The sequence below is a fragment of the Occallatibacter sp. FHG110214_02 genome (genome assembly GCF_059115385.1).
Window position 1 is genome coordinate 38,016 of record NZ_JBZYWK010000003.1, and the last position, 26,336, is coordinate 64,351.

21 protein-coding genes are annotated in these 26,336 nt (G+C 58.4%); 15 read left to right on the forward strand and 6 right to left on the reverse strand.

The window, feature by feature from the left end; translation table 11 throughout:
* Positions 1-189 precede the first annotated feature (189 nt).
* Genes pncA through queD form a run of 3 tightly spaced genes read left to right on the forward strand, consistent with a single transcriptional unit; the run spans position 190 to position 1,529 of the window.
* Positions 190-825, forward strand: a complete 636-nt coding sequence (pncA, locus tag AC5S3R_RS04095) for a bifunctional nicotinamidase/pyrazinamidase (RefSeq protein ID WP_494265465.1) — start codon at positions 190-192, stop codon at positions 823-825.
* A 16-nt stretch (positions 826-841) separates the two neighbouring features.
* On the forward strand, positions 842-1,105 hold the full coding sequence (locus AC5S3R_RS04100) for a hypothetical protein (RefSeq protein WP_494265466.1): 264 nt from the start codon (positions 842-844) through the stop codon (positions 1,103-1,105).
* Positions 1,106-1,148: 43 nt separating this feature from the next.
* The gene (gene queD, locus AC5S3R_RS04105; protein ID WP_494265467.1) at positions 1,149-1,529 is read left to right on the forward strand and encodes a 6-carboxytetrahydropterin synthase QueD; all 381 of its coding nucleotides are present in this window, start codon (positions 1,149-1,151) and stop codon (positions 1,527-1,529) included.
* A 60-nt stretch (positions 1,530-1,589) separates the two neighbouring features.
* On the opposite strand, the gene AC5S3R_RS04110 is transcribed toward queD, so the two are convergent.
* Both AC5S3R_RS04110 and AC5S3R_RS04115 read right to left on the reverse strand, forming a co-directional pair.
* A complete protein-coding gene (locus tag AC5S3R_RS04110; RefSeq protein WP_494265469.1) occupies positions 1,590-2,315 on the reverse strand; it encodes a class I SAM-dependent methyltransferase in 726 nt (241 codons plus the stop codon).
* Between the two features lie 79 nt (positions 2,316-2,394).
* Positions 2,395-3,057: a hypothetical protein gene (locus AC5S3R_RS04115; RefSeq protein WP_494265470.1), complete on the reverse strand. Its 663-nt coding sequence runs from the start codon at positions 3,055-3,057 to the stop codon at positions 2,395-2,397.
* Between the two features lie 58 nt (positions 3,058-3,115).
* Between AC5S3R_RS04115 and AC5S3R_RS04120 the strand changes: the two genes are divergently transcribed.
* The 5 genes from AC5S3R_RS04120 (at position 3,116) to AC5S3R_RS04140 (ending at position 7,946) form a co-directional block, all read left to right on the forward strand.
* Positions 3,116-4,405 (forward strand): 3-deoxy-D-manno-octulosonic acid transferase, encoded by a 1,290-nt coding sequence (locus tag AC5S3R_RS04120; protein WP_494265472.1) that lies wholly within the window; start codon positions 3,116-3,118, stop codon positions 4,403-4,405.
* Positions 4,402-5,388, forward strand: a complete 987-nt coding sequence (gene lpxK, locus AC5S3R_RS04125) for a tetraacyldisaccharide 4'-kinase (RefSeq protein ID WP_494265474.1) — start codon at positions 4,402-4,404, stop codon at positions 5,386-5,388. Before AC5S3R_RS04120 ends, lpxK begins: the two co-directional genes overlap by 4 nt.
* Before the next feature lie 60 nt (positions 5,389-5,448).
* On the forward strand, positions 5,449-6,483 hold the full coding sequence (locus AC5S3R_RS04130; RefSeq protein ID WP_494265475.1) for a glycosyltransferase family 9 protein: 1,035 nt from the start codon (positions 5,449-5,451) through the stop codon (positions 6,481-6,483).
* Positions 6,480-7,100: a methyltransferase family protein gene (locus tag AC5S3R_RS04135; RefSeq protein ID WP_494265476.1), complete on the forward strand. Its 621-nt coding sequence runs from the start codon at positions 6,480-6,482 to the stop codon at positions 7,098-7,100. Before AC5S3R_RS04130 ends, AC5S3R_RS04135 begins: the two co-directional genes overlap by 4 nt.
* Before the next feature lie 69 nt (positions 7,101-7,169).
* Positions 7,170-7,946 (forward strand): DUF3108 domain-containing protein, encoded by a 777-nt coding sequence (locus AC5S3R_RS04140; protein WP_494265477.1) that lies wholly within the window; start codon positions 7,170-7,172, stop codon positions 7,944-7,946.
* On the opposite strand, the gene AC5S3R_RS04145 is transcribed toward AC5S3R_RS04140, so the two are convergent.
* From AC5S3R_RS04145 to AC5S3R_RS04155, 3 genes are all read right to left on the reverse strand, one after another.
* Complete coding sequence (locus AC5S3R_RS04145; protein ID WP_494265479.1) at positions 7,947-8,534, reverse strand: outer membrane beta-barrel protein; 588 nt, start codon at positions 8,532-8,534, stop codon at positions 7,947-7,949.
* A 56-nt stretch (positions 8,535-8,590) separates the two neighbouring features.
* Complete coding sequence (locus AC5S3R_RS04150) at positions 8,591-11,989, reverse strand: Ig-like domain repeat protein (protein WP_494265480.1); 3,399 nt, start codon at positions 11,987-11,989, stop codon at positions 8,591-8,593.
* A 92-nt stretch (positions 11,990-12,081) separates the two neighbouring features.
* Positions 12,082-12,378, reverse strand: a complete 297-nt coding sequence (locus AC5S3R_RS04155) for a hypothetical protein (RefSeq protein WP_494265481.1) — start codon at positions 12,376-12,378, stop codon at positions 12,082-12,084.
* Between the two features lie 53 nt (positions 12,379-12,431).
* Here AC5S3R_RS04155 and AC5S3R_RS04160 point away from each other — a divergent pair, with 53 nt between their 5' ends.
* A complete protein-coding gene (locus tag AC5S3R_RS04160) occupies positions 12,432-13,877 on the forward strand; it encodes a PQQ-dependent sugar dehydrogenase (RefSeq protein ID WP_494265483.1) in 1,446 nt (481 codons plus the stop codon).
* Between the two features lie 30 nt (positions 13,878-13,907).
* Entirely contained in the window at positions 13,908-15,851 is a 1,944-nt protein-coding gene (gene mnmG / locus AC5S3R_RS04165; protein ID WP_494265485.1) for a tRNA uridine-5-carboxymethylaminomethyl(34) synthesis enzyme MnmG, read from the forward strand.
* Positions 15,852-16,509: 658 nt separating this feature from the next.
* On the opposite strand, the gene AC5S3R_RS04170 is transcribed toward mnmG, so the two are convergent.
* Positions 16,510-17,079: a nuclear transport factor 2 family protein gene (locus tag AC5S3R_RS04170; protein ID WP_494265486.1), complete on the reverse strand. Its 570-nt coding sequence runs from the start codon at positions 17,077-17,079 to the stop codon at positions 16,510-16,512.
* A gap of 414 nt (positions 17,080-17,493) precedes the next feature.
* Between AC5S3R_RS04170 and AC5S3R_RS04175 the strand changes: the two genes are divergently transcribed.
* The 5 genes from AC5S3R_RS04175 to rpoB all read left to right on the forward strand — a co-directional run bounded on the left by AC5S3R_RS04175 (position 17,494) and on the right by rpoB (position 26,265).
* Positions 17,494-18,939, forward strand: coding sequence for an esterase-like activity of phytase family protein (locus tag AC5S3R_RS04175; protein WP_494265487.1), 1,446 nt, complete (start codon positions 17,494-17,496; stop codon positions 18,937-18,939).
* Between the two features lie 213 nt (positions 18,940-19,152).
* Positions 19,153-19,860 (forward strand): 50S ribosomal protein L1, encoded by a 708-nt coding sequence (gene rplA, locus AC5S3R_RS04180; protein WP_494265488.1) that lies wholly within the window; start codon positions 19,153-19,155, stop codon positions 19,858-19,860.
* A gap of 193 nt (positions 19,861-20,053) precedes the next feature.
* The gene (gene rplJ, locus AC5S3R_RS04185) at positions 20,054-20,590 is read left to right on the forward strand and encodes a 50S ribosomal protein L10 (protein ID WP_494265489.1); all 537 of its coding nucleotides are present in this window, start codon (positions 20,054-20,056) and stop codon (positions 20,588-20,590) included.
* A gap of 126 nt (positions 20,591-20,716) precedes the next feature.
* Positions 20,717-21,094, forward strand: a complete 378-nt coding sequence (rplL, locus tag AC5S3R_RS04190) for a 50S ribosomal protein L7/L12 (protein ID WP_494265490.1) — start codon at positions 20,717-20,719, stop codon at positions 21,092-21,094.
* Between the two features lie 695 nt (positions 21,095-21,789).
* The gene (gene rpoB / locus AC5S3R_RS04195) at positions 21,790-26,265 is read left to right on the forward strand and encodes a DNA-directed RNA polymerase subunit beta (protein WP_494265491.1); all 4,476 of its coding nucleotides are present in this window, start codon (positions 21,790-21,792) and stop codon (positions 26,263-26,265) included.
* Positions 26,266-26,336 lie beyond the last annotated feature (71 nt).

A 26,336-nucleotide genomic window follows, 5' to 3' on the forward strand; every position in this document is an offset into this window, starting at 1 on the left:
ACAACTCTGCGGCTTTACCTTTCAAGCTGCTTCAGCATATTTTTCGGAGCATAATCAAGGAATGCGGGATAAAGAAACAATCGACCCTGCAGGACCGACTTTCGGCAGATTTCTCGAAGAAACAGATCGTGTTGCCATAGCGCATGTCACGGACTGGTTCGCATCACAAAGCTCATACGCCAACTGAATATGAAGATTACTCCGCAGGACGCTCTAATCGTCATCGACGTACAAAACGACTTCACCCCCGGCGGGCAACTGGCCGTTGCGGGCGGCGACCTCGTTATTCCGGTGATTCAAATAATCGCCCCGCTCTTCGAGCACATCATCCTCACGCAGGACTGGCATACCGCAGGCCATTCGTCGTTCGCATCCTCGCATGAAGAAAAGCAGCCGTTTGAATCCGTAGAAATGCCCTACGGCACGCAGACCCTCTGGCCGGACCATTGCGTACAAGGCACAACCGGCGCGGAGTTCCACTCCACCCTGCATCTCCCTCAAGCCGAGTTGATTTTGCGCAAAGGCTTCCGCCCGCAGATTGATTCCTACTCAGCCTTTTTCGAGAACGACCGCACCACTGCAACCGGCCTTGCAAGCTATCTCAAAGAGCGTGGCATTACGCGCATCTTTTTAGCAGGCCTCGCTTACGACTACTGCGTAGGTTTTTCCGCACTCGATGCCCGCCGCCTGGGAATTCCGGCAGTAATCGTCCGTGACGCCACGCGAGCAATCAATCTGGCCGGCTCAGTCGAGCGCATGGAAGCAGAATTCGCGGCAGCAGGCGTGCAGGTTGTCGATTCCTCCGAGTTGACGCGCAGCGCGTAGAATCGCAGTAGCTTTTATGTCCCGCAACTTCTACATCATGGCCGCTGTTCTCGGCTTCTTCACGCTGATCGCCGCAGCCATGTCGCTGATCCCGTCGAACTACCAACCGGGCCTCCCCGCCAACGGCTCGCTATGGCGAACAGCCGCATTGCTGCTCCTTCTGTCCGCGCTGGTAGCCGCCTTCATCGGCGTAATGAGCCACCTCTTCGAGCAGGTGGACCGCCACAGCGAAGAGGCCCGGATAGCAGCGCGAAACAAGCGCCGGGGCAAAACCAACTAAAATCAAAGCAGGGATCTTTCCCCCAACGAGTGCAAGCGAAGCTATGTATGAAGTGAACGTAGAGGCCGGTTTTTCTTCGGGCCACTATCTGCGCAACTATCATGGCCGGTGCGAAAATCCGCACGGCCACAACTACAAGGTGCGCGTAACGCTGATTGGCGCGGAGCTGGACGAGACCGGGCTGCTGCTCGACTTCAAGTTACTGAAGCAGGTAATGCGCCCCGTGATTGACCGCATCGACCATCAGATGCTCAACGACATTGAGCCGTGGATAACGGTCAATCCCTCAGCTGAAAACCTCGCAAAATACTTCTTCGACGAGACCAATCAGCAGCTCAACGGCATGACGCAAGGTCGCGTGCGGGTGAAAGACTGCACCATCTGGGAGACGGACACAAGCTCCGCCACGTACTACGAAAAGTAGCTCTCAACACATGCAAAGCGGCCTGATTCCCACGACAATCAGGCCGCTTTGTTTGTGTTCTCAGGCTGTCTTACGCGCCGTCAAAATCCGCAGTGGAGGAAACGTTCCCGTCCAGTCCAGCGGATGCAGTTCCACCTTCAGCCCAAGCTTTTCAAACTCGCCTGCATACTGCCGCACATGCTTGTAGTCAGAGATAACAGCCGTCCCACCCGGCTTGAGCACACGCGCAATCTCCGCGCAAGCCTTGTCGCGCCCTGGCCGGTTGTAGATGTTGTGAATGCAAAGATTCGAGAGCACCACATCGAAAGCGCCGTCAGGAAAGCTCATCGCCTGCGCATCTTCACTGAGAATCGTAGTGCGTTCCCCCACGCCTTCCAGCGCGATGTTGGTCTTAAGCCCCTCCGGCCCATTGCCGGAAAGGTCCTCCGCATTCCAGATATCGATGCCGGTGGCATGTCCTGTAGTAAGCCGCTTGGCCGCGCCAATCAGCAGCAGCCCGCGCCCCGCGCCCACATCCAGCACCTGCTCCGCGCCCGTCCACTGCACTTTGGCCAGCATGCGGTCGCGATGCCGAAACTTGCCCCGCAGCGAATAAAGCAGCATGAGGCAGCCAAACAGGAAAAACCATCCCGCCGGCCAGAAGAATCCAGGTTGAAGCAGAAAGAGAACATTGCCAATCTGGACTTTCGGGAATATGAGAGCAACAACCAGAAAAGCCGCACCAGCCAGAAACTGGTTGCGAATAACGCCGGGAGCGTCAATGCCATAGTCAGATTTTTGGGCCAATGCTGTCTCCGCGCGTGCCAGCCAGGGGAGTGACGTACCTTGCACGCAATCCTAGCACTGCGGCACGCGCCGCCAACCCTCAATCCATCTGACTCGACTTCGATTGCAGATACTTATCAAACGGAATCTCAAAGTAAAACAGCTCGCCGCCATCGGCATTGCGCAGTTTCCGCAGCAAAAAATGCGCCCCCTTCAGCGGGTGGTCAAGCTGCGAAACGTCGTAAAAAAGAAACCCCGCACGCGTAGTATGAGGCTCCACCACAAGGGCGCCATACTCAAAGGTGTCAAAGTCCGCTTCAATGTCCTTGTTGCTGGCCTTGGGCTTGAGCTTAATGCTCGGAATCGGTCCCGGCATGGGAATCTTCCCGCCTTCACGTTCCTTGCGAGTCATCAGCCGCTCCACGTCCTCAGGCTCCGCCGCCTGGATGCGCTCTCCGGCAGCCGTCTCAAACAGAATCCGCGCATCTTGCAGGTTGATAGGCCGGTCGCCGTTATTCGTCACAATCAGCCGGATAGGCATAACCCCATGCGCCAGATAATCGATGCGAAAAAGCGATTCTTTTTCCCTGGTATCGTAGGGCTCGGCTGCAATCGCCACCTTCTCGTCGCCATGAATTTCAACCGCGGCAAATGTGGTGGCAGGCTGCACTGGCGGAGGAACGTGATCCGCAGCGCTGGCCGCAAAACAGGGCAGTAAGGTAAGAACCAAAGCAAGCAGCGGGATTGCACGTACGGTTCGCATCGGTTTCGACTGTATCATTTTGATGGATTAGACACCGGAAAGGCCCAATTCGTAGCGGATGATTTTGTTTTTCTACAACCTTGCCCTGCTCGTGGTGCTGATTCTCGGCCTGCCCTTCTGGCTCTGGAGAATCGCCACCACGCAGAAGTACCGCGAGGGGCTTTTTCCCCGTCTTGGAGCCATCCCCGCAGAGTTAAAGCAGCAAGAGAAGCCCGTCCTCTGGCTGCATGCAGTTTCCGTCGGTGAGGTGCTGGCGGTCTCCCGCCTGGTAGCCGAATTGGAAGCTGCCCTGCCCGACCACCGCCTGCTGATTTCCACCACAACACGCACAGGGCAGGACCTCGCCCGGCAGCGTTTCGGCGCAAATCGGGTCTTCTACTGCCCGCTGGATTTCCCATGGGCCGTTCGGGCATATCTTGAAGCCATCAAGCCGAAGATGCTGATTCTCGCGGAGACTGAATTCTGGCCCAATCTCCTCTCCGCCTGCTTTCGCCGCTGCATTCCCGTCGCAGTAGTAAATGCCAGAATCTCCGACCGCTCCTGGCCGCGTTATCAGGCGCTGCGGGGCCTCTGGAAGCCCTTCCTGCAAAAGTTGAGCCTTGTCCTTGCGCAGAGCGAGCTCGACGCCCAAAGACTCCGCCCAATCGGCTGCGTCCCCGAGCGCGTTTCCGTCGCCGGAAATCTGAAGTTCGATGTGCGCGTAGCAGGGGAGTCAACGGCATCGCGCATCCTCAAAAGCCTCGCGCCAACCCTGCGCATCCTCGTGGCCGGCAGCACGCTGGAAGGAGAAGAGCAGGCGCTGTTGCAAGTATGGCCGCAATTGTTGTCCGCCGACCCGAATCTTCTTCTCGTAATAGCCCCGCGCCATCCCGAGCGTTTTGACGCGGTTGCCAGCCTGCTGCTCGCAGACGGCATCTACTGGGCGCGTCGGTCGGCGTGGACCCAGATGCCCGACCCGCAGGATGGTCTTGGCGCAGGCAGTGTGGTGCTGCTCGACACCATCGGAGAGCTGGCCTCGGTCTATTCCCTGGCTTCGGTAGCATTCGTAGGCGGCAGCCTGATTCCGGCTGGCGGTCATAATCCGCTGGAACCCGCCCAGTTCGGAGTCCCGGTAGTAATGGGCCCGAGCTACGAAAACTTTCGCGGAATCGTAGACGTGCTCCGCGCCGTGGATGCCGTGCGGATTGTAGAGAAAAATGCGCTAGCCGATACTTTGATTGAACTGCTTAAAAACAAACCCGCAGCAGAAGCCATGGGCGCACGAGCACGGCACGTCTTCGAGCAACAGGCCGGAGCTACCGAACGAAGCGTAGAGGCAATCCGTGCGTTGTTGGAGAAGCAGGCATGACCGCGCGCTCTTGGTTCAAGCCATTCGTACCTCTATACCGCTTCGGCCTTTCTCAGCGCGAGCAGCGCCTGGCCTCCGGCCGCGAAGCCGTCAACCGTCTTCAGTGGCCCGTCATCAGCATCGGTAATCTCTCAACCGGCGGAGCGGGGAAGACCCCGCTAACAATTGCTTTAGCCCAGGCACTGACGGAGCGAGGCATATACGTCGATGTGCTTTCGCGCGGATACGGTCGTGCTGGCAACGATACAGAGCAAGTCCAGAAAGAAGGCACAGCGCAGCAGTATGGAGATGAGCCGCTACTGATTGCCCGCGAAGCCGATGTGTCCGTCTACGTAGCGCGGCAGCGCTATAAGGCAGGTCTGCTATCGGAATCAGAGCGAAGGTCAGACATCCTCGCTGTGCACTTGCTCGACGACGGCTTCCAGCACCGCCAACTGCACCGCGATATCGATGTGCTGTTGCTCAATCAACGCGACTGGCGCGACCAATTGCTGCCCGCCGGCAACCTGCGCGAAGAGTTAAGCGCCGCAAAGCGGGCAAGCGTAATCGCCATTCCCACGGAAGAAGCGGAACTCGAAGCCGAACTCCGCACCTGGGGCTGGCAAGGCCCGATCTGGAAACTCCGCAGGCAAATGCAAGTCCCGCGCATTGAAGGCGAAATCGTAGCCTTCTGCGGAATCGCCCGCCCGGAGCAGTTTTTCCTCGGCCTCGAACAGGCCGGCGTGCGCATCGCCGAAAAACTCATCTTCCGCGACCATCACCGCTACACAAAATCCGACTGGCAGCGCCTCGACAATGCCCTGCGCCGAACGCAGGCCCGCACCCTGCTGACCACGGAAAAAGACTCCGTCCGTTTGGGCAGCCTTGCCGACAGCCTGCCCTTGCAGACAGTTCCTCTGCGAACAGAAATCGAAGACGAATCCGCAGCTTTGGACTGGTTGCTGAGCCAGGTTCGCAAGGCCAGTCCGCACCCCTCCGTGTGAGAAAATTGAGGCTTGCAGACGCAATCCAAGTTTCGTTTACTGGTGGTCCGGTTGGGGGCCATGGGAGACCTTTTGCACGCGCTTCCGGCGGTCACGGCGCTGCGGCAGGCCCACCCCCTGTGGACCATCGACTGGGTTGTCGAGCCCGCATGGGCGCCCCTGCTTTCCGCTTCGCCTGAAGCAGTCAGAGGCACTTCGCAGCCGCTTGTGGACGGCATCCATCTCGCCAGCGTAAAAGGCTGGGCCAAGGACCCGCTCTCCGGCCAGACCATCCACGAAATCCGCACCCTGCGGAAAACCCTGCAAGCCCGCCATTATGACGCCGTGCTGGAGTTCCAGGGCGCAGTCCGCTCCGCGTGGATTGCCCGCATGACGCGCTGCCGCAGAATCATAGGGGAAGCCGCCCCACGCGAGCCGCTGGCCAAGTGGCTCTTCTCCGAACGCGTAGCCACGCAGGGCGTGCACGTCATCGAGCAGGACGTAGAAGTAGCTGAAGCCGTAGCAGGCGACGCCCTCAAGCCCGTCCAGCCGCAGCTTCCTGTGGATGCCTCTACCGAAGCCTGGTGCGACAAGCTGCTCGAAGGCAGCACCAACCAAATCATCCTGCTGAATCCCGGCGCAGGCTGGGGAGCCAAGCGCTGGCCCGTGGAGCGTTACGCCGCCGTAGCCTCCGGTCTGGGCTGCCGCGGCTTCCGGGTAATCGTCAATGCTGGACCCGGCGAAGAAGAACTGGCCGAAACCATTCAGGAGCTTTCCGGCGGAACCGCAACCCCTGCACGGTGTACGCTGGGGCAGTTGGTTGCGCTCACCCGCCGCGCCGCGCTGGTAGTCGCTGGAGACACAGGCCCGCTCCACCTCGCCTGCGCCCTCGGCAAGCCAGTCGTAGGAATCTTCGGTCCCACGGACCCGGCCCGAAACGGCCCCTTCCGCTCCCCGGACGGTTCGGGAAACTGGGCACCCTTCCGGGTGCTGCGGCACGCCGAGAGCAAGCGCGACCACACCCGCCGAGACGAGCCGGAAGCGGGCCTGCTCACAATCACCCCGGAAGATGTTCTGGGAGCTTTAGACGAGTTAGTTACGGAGACAGTGCGTTGACGGGGCCTCAGATAAATCAGACCGAAGACTGGATTTCACGCTGGCAAAAAGTAGCGCGCCGCATTCGCGTCCCGCTCGGCTTCGCCACCGCCGCGCTGTACCTCTTCGAGCTCTGGCGCCGCGCGCCGCAACCAGTCGCCGTGGCCTGGAGCCTCGCACTGGTGCTTCCCGGCCTCTGGCTCCGCGGCTACGCTGCCGGATATGTCAAAAAGAATCAGGAGCTTACCACCACCGGTCCCTACGCCTTCGTGCGCAACCCGCTCTATCTGGGCTCCATCCTGATTGCCGCAGGCTTCGCCGTTGCGCTCCTGAGCTGGCCGGTAGCCGTAGCGCTAACCGTCATGTTCATAGCCATTTACGTCCCAGTCATCGCCAGCGAGGAGCGCTTCCTGCGCGCCACTTTTCCGGGCTTTGACGCCTACTGCCGCAAGGTGCCGCGCTTGATTCCCCGCCTGACGCCCGCTCCCAGTGCAGCCGATGAGGAAAAGGGGCAGTTTTCCTTCGCTCTTTACCGCAAGCACCGCGAGTACAATGCTCTATTAGGAGCAATTCTTCTGTATTTCAGCCTGGTCGTTCTCAGGCCGGCAGTGAGTTTCTTGCTGCACGCGCGGCCTTGAGAGATGTTGTGCGTAAATCGTTCGCTTCTCTCTATCGTCCAAGATTTGCAAGGAGCTAAAAAGCTGCCGGTGAAGAAACATACTCGATCCCTGGGTCTCTTTTTGTCTGTTGTCATGCTCGCTGCAGCCGCCACGGCGCAGCAGGCGCTCACTCTTCCTCCTCCCAAGCCGGGATTCAGCTTCCCCCAGCGGCAAACGCTCACCTACGCGGTAGACTGGCGTGTCTTTCCCGCCGGAACCGCCGTTCTGCACTTTGAGCAGCAGGGCGACCGCGAAAAAATCTCCGCTACCGCCGACACCGTAGGCGCGCTCAACATGCTCTTCCACGTGAGCGACAAGTTCCAGTCCATCTTCGACCGCGCGAAGGGCTGCACCTACGAGTTCGACAAGCAGACGGTAGAAGGACGGCGACAGATTAACTCCTCGCTGCGAATCGACTACGGCGCGTTGAAGTCGATTCTGGACGAGAAAAACCTGGTCAAGGGCGATACCAAGCACATCGAGCAGCCGATTGCCGGTTGTGTAACGGACCTGCTCTCGGGAATCTTCTATGCCGCATCGCAGCCAATGGACGCGGTCGGCCAAAGCTTTGTGCTGCCCGTAGTCGATGCGCTGCACACCGTTCCAGTCACGATGAAGGTGGAAGGCCGCGAGACGGTAAAGACACCGCTCGGCACCTTCAAGACCATCCGCGTGCAGCCAACCGCCGATGCCGGCGTGGTCAAGAACCGCGGAAACATCTGGATCTGGTACACAGACGATGACCGCCACCTGCCGGTACAGATGCGCGCACGCCTTTTCTGGGGCACCATCACCTTCCAGCTCTCAGCCAACGAAAATAAATAGTTAGAAATAAAGCAGCCGGTAGGCTACACCCACATTGATTCCGTTGGGATGGAGCCGATGCTGCGGTTGAATCCCGAAGCCGGGAGAGTCGCGCCAGAATTGGTACTCATACTCGGCGCGCACAGTGAGCCGCCGCGAGGCACGAAAATTCACGCCGCCGCCCGGAGCAAGTGCGAAGTAACTGCCGGAGCCGATGCCGTAGGGATACTGAATTTCACCTTGCCCGAAGAGAAATTTTCCATAAGGCTCAAACTTTCCATAGCGATGGATAATGTAGCGCGGGCCGATGAGCAGGCTGCGTTCCGTGGTGCCTGCGTAGCCTCCAAAGGCCAGCCAGCGGGCGCTGCCTTCCACGTCAAGATGATAGGTAAAGCGCACATTGGCGAAGGCTCCGCAGCCGGAGATGTGCTGGCCGCTTTGATAGGGAAAAGATGCGGAGAACCAGGAGCATTCGCCACCAGCCCAGATGGAGCGGACGTCCTGGCGGCCGGCATAGGAGGACTGCGACCATGCTGTGCCTGTCGAGAGTGCGAAAAGCGCGACAGCCAGAATGAATTGCAGGCTGCGGGAGTAATTGCGATGCAGCATGCGGCTTTTGACTGGGCCCGGTTTTGAGAAAAACGGCATCTGTTTCCCTTGCATGGCTAAAAGAGTGATTTCACGGTGAGTGCGACGGGCGCAGTGTGGCTCAGTTGAGGCTCGACGACAGTAGTGCTGGCAGTGATGGTGATGGAATACGTTCCGGTTGGCGTGCCGCCGGTGAGCGTGCCGTTACCGCCGCAGGCGGAAAGGCTGGTCAGTGCAGCAAGCAGGGCAACGCCAAACCAAAGGCCGCGCACCCAGTTACGGCGCAAACGCCGTGGAATGAGCAGGAGGGTGAAAAGAGAGGCCAGGGCTGTTGCTCCGCCGGTAAGGCTTTTGGCGGAGGCAGTTTGTGCCGGCGCTGATGTTTGCACAACGAGCGTGGAGGAGTAGGAACCGTTTTGGAGGGTGGCCGGCACAAAGGTGCAGGTGGCATTGACGGGCAGGCCTGAGCAACTGAGCGCCAGAGGCAGATTGAATCCGCTTTGCGGCGTGGCGGTGACGGTGAACTTGGCTGCTGCGCCGGTATAAAGGCTGGCGGAGGATGGCGTTACTGTGAGCGTGAAGTCGCCTTGGTAGGCATTGACGACCTGCTGCAAAGTGGCGGAGGCGCCGGCTTCCACGCTGGCGTTGCCCGAGTAAGCAACCGTGATGGGATGTGTGCCCACGGCCAGCGTACTGGTGGTGAAGGTGCCCGTGCCTGTGGCCGATTGCGCTTGGCCTAGTTGCGTTGTGCCGTCATAAAAGGTAAATGTGCCGTTGAGCGGAGTCCCTGTGCCGCCCGCCGAAGCGGTAGCAGTAAAAGTAACAGCGCTGCCGAAGACGGAGGGGTTAAGGCTGCTGGCGAGCGCCACGGAGGAAGTTTCCTGGCCGACAACGAGCGTGACGGGCGCCGAGGTGCTGGGAGCAAACGTAGAGTCGCCGCTGTAGGTGGCGAGGACAGGATAGTTTCCAGTGGGACCTGCGTTAACAGAGGCCGAAGCTGTAGCTACACCACCAATGAGGCCGAGAGCCGCAGTTCCGGCAGCCTTGCCGCCGATTGAGAAGGAGATAGTTCCAGTGGGCGTGTGGCTGGAGGATGCGGACGGTTGGACGACGGCGGAGATGGTGGGGGAGGTATAGGCCGGAGTGGGGTTCGTGATGATGGTGGTGATGCTTGTGGTGGTGGGAGCTCCATTGACGGTCTGTACAAGCGACGCCGTGCTGGCCAGGTCGCTGCCGCTGGCACGATAGACGGCAGTGATGGTGTGCTGACCGGCAGTGAGGGTTGATGTCGTGTACGAGGCGGAATCCTTGGCCAAGGTGACGGTCCCCATGGTTGTGTTGCCGTCCTGAAACTGTACCGTGCCGGCAGGAGTGTTGTTCGTAGATGTGACGGTAGCTGTGAACGTAACGGACTGGCCGACAGCAGAGGGATTGCGCGAAGAGGTGAGCGTGGTGGCAGTGGCGTAGCCGTTGATGACCTGCTGATCGACTTCCGCGGAAGCGCCGGCATGAGTAGAGTCGCCGGGATAGGATGCCTGTATCCAGTGATCGCCTAGTGCTAATGCCGCAGTGGAGTAACTGGCATTGCCGTTTGCATCGGGCGTGAGCGTGGCAAGCGTGGTGTTGGTCGAAGTGTCCGTTAAAGTGATGGTGTCTGGTTTCGGAAGGCCGTTGGAATCAGTTGTGGAGATTTTTGTTGTGAAGGTGACGTTCTGGCCGGAGAAAGACGGATTCGGCGTGGAGGCCAGAGACAGCGAGACCGAATAGTTTTCCGCGTTCACAATGACGACTACGGATGTGGCTGAGGTAAAGCCTCCCTGTCCGGGATATTGGGCAATCAGGTTATGCGTCCCCGGCACAACAGGCGGGGTATTCATTGTTGCTGTGCCTGAGCTGTCAATTGTGCCGGTTCCGATTTGTTTCCCGTCTTCGAAAAACGTGACTGTCCCCGTGGGGATGCCGAGAGCGGAGATCAGCTTTGCGGTGAGCGACAGATGAGTACCGCCCACAAGGGTGTAAGCCGAAGGCGTGAGCACAATGGTTGTCGGTGTGGCGTCCTGCGTGCCCGTGTGCTCATACGCGCCGATGTCGATAATGGGATAGCCTTTTCCAGTTGCGTCTGCGACGCGGGGATTACCGTCGAAATCTTTGCTGAGTGTGAGGCCATTTGCGGCGAGTGATTGCAGGACGCTGGTGTTGCCCGCGTCAATGGCGGGTGAGCCCGCTTGCAGGTGATAGTCATTTCCACTTTGGTTGACGAACTTAGGATCGGCGGAGATATTGCCATATTTTGTGGAAACGTCAATACAGTCCGATGTAAAGATTGGCCCACCGGAGTTCAGCAGAAGATTGTGGTCGAAAATGGGCTGTTGAGATTCATCGGGTAAATTGAGTCCCCAGCCGCATTGAATGGCGGGTTCACTGGTATTTCCAGCAATGATGTTGTTGACGAGCGCAGCGCTCGGGCCATCGCTGCCGTAATCACCTGAATAAATCTGAGAAACCGCGTAGTCGTTAGAACTGCCTCCTTCGTTATCTTTATATGTATTGTCCACAATAGTGTTGTTGACAATGTATAGCCGCCCGGCGTCAAGATAGCCGTCGAACCCAAGTGCGCCACCTCCGCCTCCGGCCTCATTGCCATAGATGAGGTTTTGCGCAATGAGAATGGACGCTTCCGGAGTTTCATCAGCGCCATAGACAAGAATTGCGCCGCCGATGCCGTCGAACGTGTGATTGTTGCGGATGATGTTGTCTTCAATAATCGGGGTGCCGCCCCAGACGGCAATGCCTGCACCGCCGTTGCCGCCTGCGTCTTCCAAGCCTGATTGTGTGTTGTTTTCGATAGTATTGCCGATGATGACAGTGGGGCCTGATGAGGGGTTGTAGCCATCCAGATAGATGGCCGCTCCGCCTGCGAAGGAGCAATCGCCGTTGTTATCCAGCGTGTTGTTGAGGTTGCTGTTCTGAATTAACGGCGCACTGTCCTCTTCCACCCACACGCCATAGCAGTGGTTGTTGGTGATGATGTCGTTGACCAAGGTAGGCGAAGAGTTTTGGATGAGAATGCCGCCCATTTGGCCGTAATAGAGTTCCTGCCCACCGCCTTGAACCGTGAATCCGCTCAGAATGCTGTTTCGTGATTCCGTGTGTGTGAAGAAGACCGCAGGCTTGTTACCCAGGCTGCCGTCAACGATTGTCTTAGCCGCTCCGTCCGAGCTGATAACCGTAATCGCCTTACCCTTGAAATCAATATTCTCTTTGTAAGTCCCAGGCGCAACAAGAACGGTATCGCCATTGGCGGCCGCATCGATGCCTGCCTGAATAGTCGGTTGGTCGGCGGGAACGTGAATAGTGGCTGCGTGTGCGGAGGCCAGCGCTGTAAGCAGAAAGATAGCCAGCCGGAGCAAGCGGATAGCCGGACGGCGCAGATAGGTTCCCTGCCGGTTGGAATTCAAGGCAAAATGCGAGGGCATACGTCCGAGAAATACCATACCCGCGCCGTATTTCCGAAAAAGAAAATCAGTGGTGGAAGCGCGGCGTTACGGAGTCATGGGATGTTCGGTTGTTACTGCATCCGGTAGCGCTCGCGCATCAACCTTTGCAGCCGCGGCCAGTAAATCAGGTTAAAGGCCAGCTCCTTATCAGGAAACATCCCCAGCGCCAGCCGCCGAGTATCGGCAACCATCTCCGAGGCCTCTTCCACAGACAGCGCGGCATCCTGCGCAATTACTTGCGAAACCATGTTGACGACCATCTGCAGCCGGCGAATCTTCTTCCGTTCGTCAGCAAGTTCTTCTGGGGACTGATGCAAGCGCGCAGCGGGAACAGAGGGTTGCTCCCAGTTCAGTTGGATAGATCCCATTAGCGGCAAGGCCTCCCGGATAAGGGTGAACGGGCATGCTTTGGGAGGATAGTATGCCCGATGCCGTAATTTTGCCAGTGACTATCTGGTGGCCTGATGAAATTCGCATGAGGAGTGGCCGCTACACTGGGCGCATGAGATTGGCCGTTTGCTGGATTGTTCTAACGCTGCTTGCCGCCATAAATCTAACGGCGCAGAAACCGCACACGCTGAACTATGCACCGGGAAAGTCAATCACGCTTTCCATGCCGGAGCCGTTTGATATCCATCTCACAGCAAGCGGGCTGAAGCGGGTCCGCTTTTTCGCCAAGGCTCCGGATGGCCGCATCTTTGCCACGGGAATGTACAACCTGGCCGACAACCGGCTCGGAACCATCTACATCCTCGAAGGATGGGACAATAACACGCTGAAATTCACCAAGGTGACGCAGTATCTCAGCCATCTGCGAAACCCGAACAGCATCGCCTTCTGGACCGACCCAGCGACAGGCCAGAACTGGCTCTACATCGCGCTGACGGACAAGCTGGTGCGCTACCGCTACAAAGCGGGAGAAGAAGCGCCCGCATCCGCGCCGGAAACGCTGATGCACTTTCCCGATTATGGCCTGAACTACAAATATGGCGGTTGGCACCTCACGCGCACCGTGACAGTGGCAACGCTCAATGGCAAAAGCAAGATACTGCTGACCACGGGGTCATCCTGCAACTACTGCCAGGAAAAAGAAGTGTTGCGGGCCGCAGCCGTAAGCATGGACCCAGACGGCAGTCACCCCACCCTGATTGCGCAAGGCCTGCGCAACGCAGTCGCCATCAAGCAGGTTCCGGAACTGGATGGTTCCGTCTTCGTAAGCAACATGGGCGACGACCACCTGGGTGACAGGCTGCCGGAAGACACTTTTTTCAAGCTGGAGATGGGCTCGACCGCGCGAAATTACGGCTGGCCAACGTGCTATTTCTCCAACGGCAAAGCAGTTCTGGACCGCACTCCTCTTCCTAAGCTGGATGACCTTGCAGGAAACATGGCAGAGCTGCCGGGAGACTCCGTCTATGGACGGCAAAAAGGCGTAGCAGCGGCTGGCACAAATTTAACCGCAGGTGGCGGGCATCAGGGCGGCGCGGACCCAAACGCGGCACTCGGACACGCCCCACAAGCGCTGACAAGCTGCAATGGAGTCCCCCCGGCGTACACAACCTTTGCCGCACATAGCTCGCCGCTGGGGTTTGAGTATTTCCCAAAAAGCGACGCAACCCTCGGCAACGGCTTCCTTGTAGCCTTGCATGGCGCGGGGCATCCGCGCCTTGGCTCCGGATACCGCGTAGCGCGTTTTACCCCTGCTGACCGCAAACCGCAGGACTTCATCACCGGTTTTCTAACCATGGAAAATGGCAAGCCGGTGGTACATGGCAGGCCGTGCGGCATTTTGCGCGTCGGGCCGGATAGTTTTCTGCTCAGCGACGACTATCTGGGATTGGTCTATCTTGTGCACCGGCACGGCTAAAAAATCAAAACACCCGTAAAATAAAGAAGAATGGCTTTTACCGAACAATACGACATCGCCGTAGTCGGCGCAGGCCACGCTGGCTGCGAGGCCGCCATGGCCGCTGCCCGCATGGGACTCAAGACGGCGCTCATCACCATGAACCTCGACCTGATCGCCCAGATGAGCTGCAACCCGGCCATCGGCGGCGTAGCCAAGGGCCACCTCGTACGAGAAGTGGATGCCCTCGGCGGTATCATGGGCGAGGTTGCAGATGCCGTCGGCATCCAGTTCCGCCTCCTCAATACCTCCCGCGGCCCCGCCGTCTGGAGCCCCCGCGCCCAGTGCGACAAGGCACTCTACCGCGTAAAAATGCGCGAAGTTCTGGAAGCGCAACCCGGCCTGCACATCCGCCAGGCAGAAGTCGTAGACCTCGTTCTCGATGAGGAAAGAAGAGTTCTCGGCCTCAAGCTGCGCGACGGTCGCCAACTCCTCGCCGGAGCCACCATCATCACCACCGGCACCTTCCTCAACGGCCTCATCCACTGCGGAGAAGAGCGCTACCCCGCTGGTCGTTCCGGCGAACCGGCGTCAGTCCTGCTAGGCGAAGCCCTGCGCCGTCTAGGCCTGCGCACCACCCGCCTCAAGACCGGCACGCCACCCCGTCTCGACGGGCGCACCATCAAGTGGGAGCAGTTTGAAGAGCAGCCCGGCGACGCCGAGCCCACCCCCTTCAGCTTCCGCACCAGGAAAATCGCACAGCCGCAGGTAAGCTGCCACATCGCCTACACCACGCCGGAAACCCTCCGCGTAATCCGCGAAAACGTGCACCGCTCCGCCATGTACTCCGGCCAGATTGAAGGCGTCGGCCCGCGCTACTGCCCGTCCATCGAGGACAAAATCGTCAAGTTCCCTGACAAGACGCAGCACCAGTTCTTCCTCGAACCCGAAGGCCTCAACACGCACGAAGTCTACGTCAACGGTATGTCCACCAGCTTGCCCATGGAAGTGCAATTCCAGATCGTGCGCTCCATCCCCGGCCTCGACGAAGCGGAAATGCTCCGTCCCGGCTACGCCATCGAGTATGACAGCGTAGACGCCACCGAGCTCGACCGTTCCCTTAAGGTCAAGTCCATGGAAGGCCTCTATCTCGCAGGCCAGATCAACGGAACCAGCGGTTATGAAGAAGCCGCCTGCCAGGGCATCATGGCCGGAATCAACGCCGCGTTGTGGGTCAAGGGCGAAGCCCCCTTTACCATGGACCGCACCGAAGGCTACACCGGCATCCTGATCGACGACCTCATCTCCAAGGGCACCAACGAGCCTTACCGCATGTTTACCTCGCGCGCCGAGTTTCGCCTTCACCTGCGCATCGACAACGCCGACCGCCGCCTCACGCCCTATGGCCGCAAGCTCGGCCTGATTTCGGACGAAGCATGGGCCGAGTTCGAAGCCAAGCAATCCCGCATGCGCGCCCTCGAAAAACTGCTCGCCACAAAGAAGGTGGAGGAAGCCGGTTTGAAGGCTGCTAGCCTCGAAAACCTGACCGCAACCGTAGGCCAAACCTGGGCAGGCCTGCTCAAGCGCCCGGAAGTGACCATCGAGCCGGTGCTGCGTGCAGTCGCAGACGAACTCAAGAAGACCCCAGAACTGGTCCCCATGGCAGAGTCCAGCGAACAGGACGCAATCGACCGCGCCGTAGCCCGCAACGAGGCTCGCGCCGTGGAAACCGAAATCAAGTTCGCCGGCTACCTCGACCAGCAGAAGAAATCCATCGCTAAGCTCAAGGCAGCCGAGGCCGTAGCCATCCCCACTTGGCTGGAATACCACGCCATCAGCGGCCTCTCGCGAGAGATGCAGGAAAAGTTGGAGCGCGTCCGCCCCAACACCATCGGCCAGGCCAGCCGAATCCCCGGCGTAACCCCCGCCGCGCTTTCTCTCGTGCACCTATCCATCAAGGTGCAGGGAACCAAGCGAGTAAAAGCCGCTATCTAAGCCGTAGTTCAGGGGGGAGCACGCCGCTCCACTCCCTGGCCTGTGGAAAACCCTTGTCAAGCCCCAAATCCGAAAATATTTTCTAACTCATTGATTTCATTAAGCAAAAATCTTCAACCAGTTTGCGCTCAATTATGGTGCTTTATGCCAAACTAAAAATAAGCAGAAGAACGGCCCGATTCCAATCGAATCGGGCCGTTCTGTTTATTCATCGCAATTATGGCGAAGGTGCCTGACAGGTAGGCCGGGGATTTATCCCCGGCAAATAGCATCAGCCCGAAAGAACCGGGCCTTTAGGCCCTGAGGCATGCTTTTCTCTCACATATCCACCAGAATCAAAAAAATCCAAAATAGTAACTTTGATTACTTACCAATCAGTAAACAGATAAATTCCAATCTAATCTAAACATAAAAAATGACTTACAAGAAATTTGCCCCATTAAGCAAAGAGTAAATAACTATTTTGCAAACATAATCCCACAAGCCGAATCGGCAAGGCTACACCCGGAGAGACCTCATAAATATATGAAAACAAACTAGATAGAGCGCAAGAATTCCTGTGAGACTGTGGCCTGTCCCGTAATCTCAACAAAACAAACCACTTCGTGTCTAGTCTTCACGGAAAATCCAGGAACCGTCCTATCAGCGCCAGCTAGTCCTAATTGTTCTTGCTGAAGATCGGGATATGGAAGGGAAGCTCCGCGTCAGACTTCTTCTTCTGCTTCACCGCAGGTCCATCCTCGCGCAGCAGCGTCCGCTGCGAGTTAATGCAGTACCAGTTGTTATGCACACGCTGAAAAACGTGGGTGAACACGCCCTTCTCATCAATCGGCCCATTCGCACCCTTGTGATGAAAGGTATAGGTGCCGTTGGCTACGGCCACATCTCCCAGCATGCGAACAGTAACCACCTTCTGGTCAAGGCGGATAGTCTTATCGTCCCCATTGATAAGCTCAGCCACCTGCTGGTTGCGCATGCTGACGCTGCCGTTGGAATCCACCCCAACATAAAGCGGCGAGAGCGCAAGCTCCAGGCCATACTGGTCGCGATTGCTGACTGCAAGCGACCACGAATCTTCCACCTTCTGGATAGCCGCAATTTCCGGCTTGTCCGTGCTGGCAACGCCATTCACAGCGGACGTAGCAGGCGGGGCCGATTGAGCAGAGGCTGCAGCGCAGGAAAGAAGAAGGGCAGAAAAGCAAGCCAGGCCGGTCTTGATTTGAAACATGATTGGTGAATCGCTCCCAACATTGATGATAGCTCTTGGACGGGCCAAAACGGCCATATGAGAGCAATCCAGCCCCGCGCCAGCGGCCCATGCCGTAAAGATTTTCCAGCCAGATGAAAAGTTGAAGAAAACCCAGCTTCCAAAGGGCTCCAGCCGTTGAGTTTTTATATGCAGCGGGATATCTTCCTTGCGGAATCCCAAAAAACTAGTGCACCACTCAGTACAGTTCGTCTCTCCAGGGCCGTTATTCAGAACGCTTACCGCGCCAGCAATGGGTATTAGGGCCCTCGCGGCTTCCCCGGATTGTTGCCTTGTATCGGCGAGGCCCTGTGCTCCCTCAGGAGCGCGGCCTTCAAGGTAATTCCCGTATTTCTAAAAACCACTCCCCGGTTTTCGCTTAAGGAGAAATAAGCCGTGAAGAAGATTTCTGTCTGCACTGCAGTGCTTGCGGGCGTAATGACGCTTGCTGGAATGGAGCGCGTGGAGGCGCAGTCGTTTCCTCTGCTCGCTGTCGGCACCATGGATAGCTCCCGCGCCGGTCAATGGGCCGACCTGTCCGGCCTGAACTATCCACTTGAAAACGGAGCCAAGGCGAACCTGCTCGGCGGCCTGGGCTCGGCATTTACCTACGTTTCCGGCAACACCTTCCTCGCCCTGCCGGACCGCGGCCCCAACGCCGTCGAGTTCAACGACGCAATCGATAACACCGTCACGTACATCAACCGCTTCCACACCGTAACCATGGACCTTAAGCCCAACAGGAGCGGTTCAGGAACGCCCTTCACACTCACGCCGACACTGCAGGCAACAACCCTGCTGTGGAGCCCCACGCCTCTTGTCTACGGCTCTGGCAAAGGACTGGATGTAGGCTCAGGCGTGCCGCCGTTCAACAACCTCTGGGTGCATTACTTCACCGGACGCTCCGATGACTTCGACCCCAGGCGCAACTCTGGCGACCCCAACGATGCGCGCTTTGACACCGAAGGCCTGCGCGTCTCCAACGATGGCCGCCATGTCTACATCTCCGACGAGTACGGCCCCTACGTCTACGAGTTCGACCGTTACACCGGAGAGCGCACGCGCTCCTTCACACTGCCGTCCTCGTTCTACGTAACCACCCTCTCGTCCATAGGCCAGACTGAGATTGACGGCAATACCTCGGGCCGCGTCGCCAACAAGGGCATGGAAGGCCTCGCGATTACTCCCGATGGCCGCACGTTGGTAGGCATCATGCAGAACGCGCTGATTCAGGATGCGAACCTCGGCGGCGATGCGGCAAACCTGCTGCGTCTCGTCACCATCGATATCGCTTCCGGTCGCGTCACGCATCAGTACGGCTACCTGCTCACCGCGGGCTCGGGCGTAAGCGAGATTCTGGCGCTCAACAACCACGAGTTCCTGGTAGACGAGCGCGACGGCCATGGCCGCGCCGACGCTTCCAAGGCCAAGGTCAAGCAGCTTTTCAAAATCGACCTCTCCGGAGCATCCGACATCAGCCAACTCAACGGTACCGATGCCGCCAAGGTTGCCGTGCCGAAGACGTTGTTCGTGGATCTTGTCGCATCGCTGACGGCAGCAGGCTGGGACCCGGCGCAGATTCCGGCCAAGATTGAAGGTGAGACCTTCGGCCCCGACGTGCAGACCTCGAACGGCAAGGTTCACACGCTCTGGATCGCCAACGACAACGACTTCCTGAACCAGGTAGCACTGAAAGATGGCAGCATGACCCCGAACGACAACCAGTTCTTCGTCTTCAGCTTCACCGAGGATGACCTGGGTGGCTCGCGCTATGAACCGCAGAAGGTGGAACAGTTCCCGCCGTTCCCCTTCGGTTTCGGCCCCGGACCATTCTTCTGGTAGAAACATCCGCCTAGCCGCCGTTCAAACGGCGGCTAGGCACCCCTTGCTTTTTTTGATTCCCTCAGGTAAGATTCAACATTGTGTCTGGAATGTAATTCCGGGCAGTCACTACCACCACGGTATTTGGACTGGTTGGGTTGATTCGGCGAAAGCTGTTCCCCGGCGGGTTCCCTTGAAAAAGGGCTGGCAAATGCGGTGGGAGACGAGGGAAGAATGGCAAAGAAAGCCAGCAAGAATATTGCGAAGGCGCGCGCGGCTGTAACCGCTGAAGCCTACGCTCTGCCGGACGCGGTCAGCCTCCTGCAGAAGGTGAAATACGCCAAGTTTGATGAGACGGTGCAGGTTTCGCTGCGCCTGGGTGTGGATACCCGCCATGCGGACCAGATGGTTCGCGGCACGGTGGTCCTGCCCCACGGCCTCGGCAAGACCAAGACCGTTGCCGTAATCGCCACCGGCGACCGCCAGAAGGAAGCGCAGGAAGCAGGCGCGGACTTCGTTGGCGGCGAAGAGATGGTGGAGAAGATCCAGAAGGAAAGCTGGACCGACTTTGACGCCCTGATCGCGACGCCCGACATGATGAAGGTTGTGGGTCGTCTCGGTAAGGTGCTCGGCCCCAAGGGCCTCATGCCGAACCCGAAGACTGGCACTGTAACGCTGGACGTTGCTTCGGCTGTCAAGGAAATTAAGGCCGGTAAGGTGGAGTTTCGCGCCGACAAGACCAGCCTCGTGCACGTTCCGGTAGGCAAGCTGAGCTTCGACGCAGAGAAGCTGGTGGACAACGCCAATACGGTTGTGGCGGCGGTTGTTCGCGCCAAGCCTTCGGCGGCCAAGGGCAAGTATATCAAGAGCCTCACGCTGAGCTCGACGATGGGCCCCGGAGTTCCGCTGGACGCAGCAGTGGCTGAGGCGGCTGGAAAGTAAAACAGGGAGCAGGGCGTGGACTGCAGTGGGTTATCTGTGAGTTCGGGCTCGGTTCTCCGGTTTTAAGAAGAGATTTGGATTCGTAACAGGCGCCTGATGGCGCTGAAGGGAGTCAGGAAGTTCAAGGTCGAGGGTTGAGTTTTTACTGCACCCTTATACCCTGCACCCTGTCCCCTGTCGAGCGGAGCGAGACATGGCAATTTCTAAAGCGAAGAAGGTTGAGAAGGTTGCGCTTCTGACAAAGGAGCTCGAGACTTCGACGACCGCAATTATTGGCACGTTTGCCAAGCTGACGGTGGCGCAGGATTTTGAGCTGCGCAAGGTGGTTCGTGAGGCGGGCGGTAAATACCGCGTGCTCAAGAACAAGCTGGCCCCGATTGCAGGCAAGGGCACCCAGGTAGAAGAGGCGCTCAAGGGCCTGAAGGGCGTGAGCGCGGTAGCGTTTACTTCGGGCGATCCGGTGGCTCTGGCCAAGGGTTTTTCAAAGTGGGTCGGCGACAACGCCGAGTTCCAGTTCAAGCTGGGCATTGTGGACGGCAAGCTCCTCACGGTTGAAGACGTGAAGGCGCTGGCGACCATGCCGGGCAAAGAAGAGATTTTCGCGAAGCTGCTGTTCCTTATCAATGCTCCGGCACAGCGGCTCGCCACGGTGGTCAATGCCACCGGGCGCGACTTGGCTGTGGTTATCAACCAGGGCGTCGAGAAGGAAAAGTTTGCTGGCGCTGCTTAATTAAGCGGCAGGCAAGAATTTGGGCAGTATTGAAGGCCGAGGGTGCGCTGGTCTGGCGCGTCGGAAACTCTCAGTTGGAACTGCTGCCGCGGTAAGAAACAATTTCAAAAGGTTTGGAGAAGGAAAATGGCGGATCTCGCACAGTTGAAGGAACAAATCGTTAGCCTGAGCCTGCTGGAAGCGGCGGCTCTCGTGAAGGAACTCGAAGAGACCCTGGGCGTCTCGGCTGCGGCCGCGGCTCCGGTGGTTGTTGCTGGTGGCGCTGCTGCCGGTGCTGCTCCGGCGGCGGAAGAAAAGACCGAGTTCCAGGTAATCCTCAAGGATGCCGGCGCGAACAAGATCAACACCATTAAGGCCGTTCGCGAAGTCACTGCGCTCGGTCTGAAGGAAGCCAAGGACTTGGTCGATGGCGCTCCCAAGGCTCTCAAGGAGAATGCGAGCAAGGAAGAGGCCGAGACGATCAAGAAGAAGTTCGAAGGCATCGCAACCGTCGAGATCAAGTAGTCTCTGCGGTTCAGAAGTTGCAAGCCCGGAAAGAACGCGCTACGATAATCGTTGCGCGTCTTTCTGTCCTCAGAAGGTGGTTGTGCGGAGACTGGGGCAGAAGTCGGGCTTGATTTTCTGATATTTTGTATCGGGTAGCAGGCGGGTGTCTTAAGCGTCGGGGCGGCGGCCAAGCGCAGCGGCGATGGACACTGGATGAGGGTTCAAACTCTTCCCATCTTATTGCGGAATAAGAAGTTATGGATAGGGAGAGAGGTTGGGCCGGCGAGCGGCATAAGCGGCGTTTGGGAACGGCGGTAGCGGAGATTTGAGAATCCGGATGGGAGCATAGGCAACGAGCCGCGCTCGTGAGGAATCGCGTCCTCACGAGCTTTTCGTGTCTCCCTGAGGGTTTATTAGTAGTGCGCTCAGTCAAACGAGCGTTTCTTCTCTCCGATTGTGCGCAGCATAGCGTACTCCCCAAATGCCTCGCAACGGCTTGCTGTGAATTTTTCGCCTGATTTTCCGGTTTGGGCTTGGCGTAGCGATTTGGGCCGGGATTAAGGCAGTGCCCCCGGTCTTAAAGGCAACACGAACTGCTCACGTATTAGCCGGTGCGCGTCGAGACTCGCGCTCACTGGCCCGAATGGGAACCAGCGCACATCCTGCAGCGCGGGCGTCTCAGGCGGCAATGACAAGAGCCTCAGGAGTGAAGCATGTCCAACGAGAAGCGCGCGATTCGCAGCCGGCTCGATTTTTCCAAGATTCCCACAGCCACCCAGATTCCCAACCTGATTGAAGTGCAGCGCCGTTCCTACGAGCGGTTCCTGCAGATGGACAAGCTGCCCAACGAGCGTGACGACTCGGGGCTGCAGTCGGTATTCACTTCGGTTTTCCCGATTACCGACTTCCGCGGCATCTCGCAGCTTGACTTCGTCGATTTCTCGATTGGCAACTGGGAGTGCAAGTGCGGACACCTCAAGGGCCTGCACCACCTTCGTACCACTTGTACGAGCTGCGGCGCCACGGTTATCACCGACCCGTTCCTCCCTGGCGACGTGCTCTGCACCAAGTGCGGCACCTACAATAAGAACACGCCGGATTTCTGCAACAAGTGCGGCGACCCTGTGAGCCTGCAGCTCAAGTATGACCAGCAGGAGTGCGAAGAGCGCGGCATGACGTTCTCCGCCCCGCTGAAGGTGACGGTGCGCCTGACGATTTACGACAAGGACGCCGAGACCGGTAACAAGACCATTCGCGATATTAAGGAACAGGAAGTCTTCTTCGGCGATATTCCGTTGATGACTCCGAACGGCACGTTCATCGTGAACGGTACGGAGCGCGTGATTGTTTCGCAGCTCCACCGCTCGCCGGGCGTCTTCTTTGAGACGGCGAACAACCGCACCTACTTCCTCGGCAAGATTATTCCTTATCGTGGTTCGTGGGTGGAGTTCGAGTACGACCAGAAGAACACGCTCTACGTCCGCATCGACCGCAAGCGTAAGTTCCTGGGAACCATCTTCCTGCGTGCGCTCGGCCTCAAGAGCGACGAGGAAATCCTCAAGACCTTCTACACGGTAGATAAGCTGAGCATTGCTGACGGCAAGCTCTTCTGGAATGTGGCGACCGAAGGCGCGACGCACCTTGTCGGTGCAAAGCCGGCGCATGCCGTTTCCGCAAAGGGTGAAGAGATTGCGCACGCGGGCCGCAAGGTTACGGCGCACACGCTCAAGGCTCTGCGCGCCGCTGGCGTCGAAAAGGTTGAGGTTGAGCAGGCTGAACTCGATGGCGCTCTGACCGCCGCTGACGTGATCGATACGACCACGGGCGAAGTCATTGTGGAAGCCAACGTTGAGCTGACCGCTGACAAGCTGCACAAGATTCTTTCGAGCGGAGTAGAGAGTTTCGAGCTCTTCTTCCCCGAGCGCGACGATGTAGGCAACATCATCACGAACACATTGCGCCGCGACTCCATCCGCAAGCCGGAAGAGGCGCTGATCGAAATCTACCGCAAGCTGCGCCCGGGCGATCCGCCGACGCTCGACACCGCGACTGCGCTCTTCGAAGGCATGTTCTTCGATCCGCGCAAGTACGACTTCTCGCGCGTAGGCCGTTTGAAGTTCAACATCAAGCTCTACGAGAACCAGGAGCACACGGCGCTCGACCATCGGACACTGACGCCGGAGGACTTCTACGCGACAATTCGCTACCTTCTCAAGCTGCGTAAGAACATCGGTATCGTGGACGACATCGACCACCTTGGCAACCGCCGCGTGCGTGCCGTGGGTGAGTTGATGGAGAACCAGTTCCGCATCGGCCTCGTCCGTATGGAGCGCGCCATCAAGGAAAAGATGAGCGTCTATCAGGAACTGAACACGGCCATGCCGCACGACCTGATTAACGCGAAGCCGGTTATGGCCGCGATCCGCGAGTTCTTCGGTTCCTCGCAGCTCTCGCAGTTCATGGACCAGACCAACCCGCTTTCGGAAATCACGCATAAGCGCCGCCTGTCGGCACTTGGACCTGGTGGTCTGTCCCGTGAGCGCGCCGGCTTTGAAGTCCGCGACGTGCACCCGACGCACTATGGCCGTATCTGCCCGATTGAAACGCCGGAAGGTCCGAACATCGGCCTTATCAGTTCACTTTCGTGCTTTGCGCGCATCAACGAGTACGGCTTCATCGAGTCGCCCTACCGCAAGGTGAAGGACGGCAAGATTCTCGACTTCGTTGAGGTTGTCAACGCGGGTGAAAGCGGTCTGCGCGTAGGCGATCACCTCGAAAAGGATGAGGCGATCAAGCGCAATGCTGAGCTGAAGAAGGCCAGCAAGCGCACCATCGACACGATTGCGTATAGCTTCTACCTTTCCGCGTGGGAAGAAGATAAGCACACGATTGCGCAGGCGAACATCGAGTTCAATGACGAGGGCATCATTACGGAAGACCTCGTGAATGCTCGCCGCCAGGGCAACTTCGTGCTCGTCAACCGCGCTGAAGTGGACTACATCGACGTTTCGCCGAAGCAGCTCGTTTCGGTTGCCGCTTCGCTCGTGCCCTTCCTTGAGCACGACGACGCGAACCGCGCACTCATGGGCGCGAACATGCAACGCCAGTCGGTGCCGCTGCTCGTTGCCGAGGCTCCGCTTGTCGGAACCGGCATGGAAGGCGTGACGGCGCGCGACTCTGGCGCCGTGGTTCTCGCCAAGCGTAACGGTATTGTCGATTCGGTTGACTCCGAGCGCATCATCATCCGTGTGGAAGGTGAGCATCACCCGACGCAGCTCTCGCGTGAAGTTGGTTCGGACATCTACCAGCTCACCAAGTTCAAGCGTTCCAACCAGAACACCTGTATCAACCAGAAGCCCGTGGTTCGCGAAGGCGACCGCGTGCTGAAGGGCCAGGTGATCGCGGACGGACCTTGCACGGAGCAGGGCGAACTCGCTCTTGGCCGTAACGTGCTCGTGGCCTTCATGCCGTGGCGCGGTTACAACTTTGAGGACGCTATCCTCATCAGCGAAAAGCTGGTGCGCGAGGACTACTACACCTCCGTGCACATTGAGGAATACGAAATCGAAGCCCGCGACACCAAGCTCGGACCTGAGGAAATCACGCGTGATATCCCCAACGTCAGCGAGCACTCGCTGCGCGATCTGGACGAGAGCGGCGTTATCCGCATCGGCGCCCAGATCAAGCATGGCGACATCCTCGTCGGCAAGGTAACGCCGAAGGGCGAAACGCAGCTCACTCCGGAAGAGAAGCTGCTCCGCGCCATCTTCGGTGAAAAGGCCGGCGACGTTCGCGATGCTTCGCTCACCTGCCCTCCAGGCATTGAAGGCACCATCGTTGATGTGCGCATCTTCAGCCGTAAGGGACAGGAAAAGGACGAGCGCGCCAAGCAGATCGAAGCAGAGTACATCTCCAAGCTCGAAAAGAACCTTGGCGACGAAATCCGCATTCTCACAGACGAGCGTTTGAAACGTCTTGAAGCAATCCTGGGCGGCAAGGTTGTCCTCGCCGACCTGCACGACGAGCGCACCAACAAGCGCCTGTTGACCAAGGATTCGATTCTCGACCGCGAAACCATCGAGCGCATCTCGACGAAGAACCTCAAGCGCATCCGCTACGCCGATAAGGACCCGCGGGTGAACGAGCAGATCGACGAGATCGAAGAGATGACCTCGCGCCAGATCGAAGTGCTGCGCAAGATTACGAACGAGAAGATCTCCAAGCTCTCCAAGGGCGACGAGCTTCCTCCGGGCGTCATCAAGCTGGTCAAGGTCTACATCGCCATGAAGCGTAAGCTTTCTGTCGGCGACAAGATGGCCGGCCGCCACGGTAACAAGGGCGTTATCGCGCGCATCCTTCCTGAGGAAGACATGCCGTACCTGCCCGATGGCACGCCGGTTGAGATTGTGCTCAACCCGCTAGGCGTTCCTTCGCGTATGAACGTTGGTCAGATTCTGGAAACGCACCTCGGCTGGGCTGCAGCCGGTCTCGGCAAGAAGATTGCCGCGCTGGTCAAGCAGAACGGTGATGCGAACTTCATTCGCGAAGAGGTGAAGAAGGAGTTTGCCGGCACGGCGGCGCTTCGCCAGTTGCTTGAGCTCGACGACGAGACGCTGATTCGTGTCTCGATGGGTATGGAGCGCGGCATCTGGTTCGGCACCAATGTGTTTGACGGTGCGCAGGAAGGCGAAATCAAGGCGCTGCTTACAGCCGCGGGTCTTCCGACCTCCGGTAAGACGGCACTCTTTGACGGCATGACGGGCGACCAGTTTGAGCAGCCGGTAACGGTGGGCTATATCTACATGCTCAAGCTCTCGCACTTGGTGGACGACAAGATTCACGCTCGCTCCATCGGACCGTACTCGCTGATTACGCAGCAGCCCCTGGGCGGCAAGGCGCAATTCGGCGGCCAGCGCTTCGGCGAAATGGAAGTCTGGGCCCTCGAAGCCTACGGTGCGGCGTACATCCTGCAGGAACTGCTCACCGCGAAGTCCGACGATGTCTATGGCCGTACGAAGATCTACGAAGCCATCGTCAAGGGCGAAGCGGCCATCGAGCCGGGTGTGCCTGAGTCGTTTAACGTGCTGATTCGCGAACTGCAGTCGCTCTGCCTCGACGTAGAGCTGATTAAGCGCGCGGACCTTGTTCGCAAGGCCCCGGCGCCTGAGCTGCCTGCGGTTGCTGACTAATTGCAGCTTTTAGCTACTAGCCTCTAGCTTCTAGCTCGTATTGCTGAGTGATTGGGCAATGCAGCGGAAAA

Bases quoted from the DNA above. Each gene is read 5' to 3' on its own strand.
- pncA (WP_494265465.1), top strand. From the start codon at position 190: ATGAAGATTACTCCGCAGGACGCTCTAATCGTCATCGACGTACAAAAC.
- AC5S3R_RS04100 (WP_494265466.1), top strand. From the start codon at position 842: ATGTCCCGCAACTTCTACATCATGGCCGCTGTTCTCGGCTTCTTCACG.
- queD (WP_494265467.1), top strand. From the start codon at position 1,149: ATGTATGAAGTGAACGTAGAGGCCGGTTTTTCTTCGGGCCACTATCTG.
- AC5S3R_RS04115 (WP_494265470.1), bottom strand. From the start codon at position 3,057: ATGCGAACCGTACGTGCAATCCCGCTGCTTGCTTTGGTTCTTACCTTA.
- AC5S3R_RS04120 (WP_494265472.1), top strand. From the start codon at position 3,116: ATGATTTTGTTTTTCTACAACCTTGCCCTGCTCGTGGTGCTGATTCTC.
- lpxK (WP_494265474.1), top strand. From the start codon at position 4,402: ATGACCGCGCGCTCTTGGTTCAAGCCATTCGTACCTCTATACCGCTTC.
- AC5S3R_RS04130 (WP_494265475.1), top strand. From the start codon at position 5,449: ATGGGAGACCTTTTGCACGCGCTTCCGGCGGTCACGGCGCTGCGGCAG.
- AC5S3R_RS04145 (WP_494265479.1), bottom strand. From the start codon at position 8,534: ATGCTGCATCGCAATTACTCCCGCAGCCTGCAATTCATTCTGGCTGTC.
- AC5S3R_RS04150 (WP_494265480.1), bottom strand. From the start codon at position 11,989: ATGCCCTCGCATTTTGCCTTGAATTCCAACCGGCAGGGAACCTATCTG.
- AC5S3R_RS04155 (WP_494265481.1), bottom strand. From the start codon at position 12,378: ATGGGATCTATCCAACTGAACTGGGAGCAACCCTCTGTTCCCGCTGCG.
- AC5S3R_RS04160 (WP_494265483.1), top strand. From the start codon at position 12,432: ATGCCCGATGCCGTAATTTTGCCAGTGACTATCTGGTGGCCTGATGAA.
- mnmG (WP_494265485.1), top strand. From the start codon at position 13,908: ATGGCTTTTACCGAACAATACGACATCGCCGTAGTCGGCGCAGGCCAC.
- AC5S3R_RS04170 (WP_494265486.1), bottom strand. From the start codon at position 17,079: ATGTTTCAAATCAAGACCGGCCTGGCTTGCTTTTCTGCCCTTCTTCTT.
- rplA (WP_494265488.1), top strand. From the start codon at position 19,153: ATGGCAAAGAAAGCCAGCAAGAATATTGCGAAGGCGCGCGCGGCTGTA.
- rplJ (WP_494265489.1), top strand. From the start codon at position 20,054: ATGGCAATTTCTAAAGCGAAGAAGGTTGAGAAGGTTGCGCTTCTGACA.
- rplL (WP_494265490.1), top strand. From the start codon at position 20,717: ATGGCGGATCTCGCACAGTTGAAGGAACAAATCGTTAGCCTGAGCCTG.
- rpoB (WP_494265491.1), top strand. From the start codon at position 21,790: ATGTCCAACGAGAAGCGCGCGATTCGCAGCCGGCTCGATTTTTCCAAG.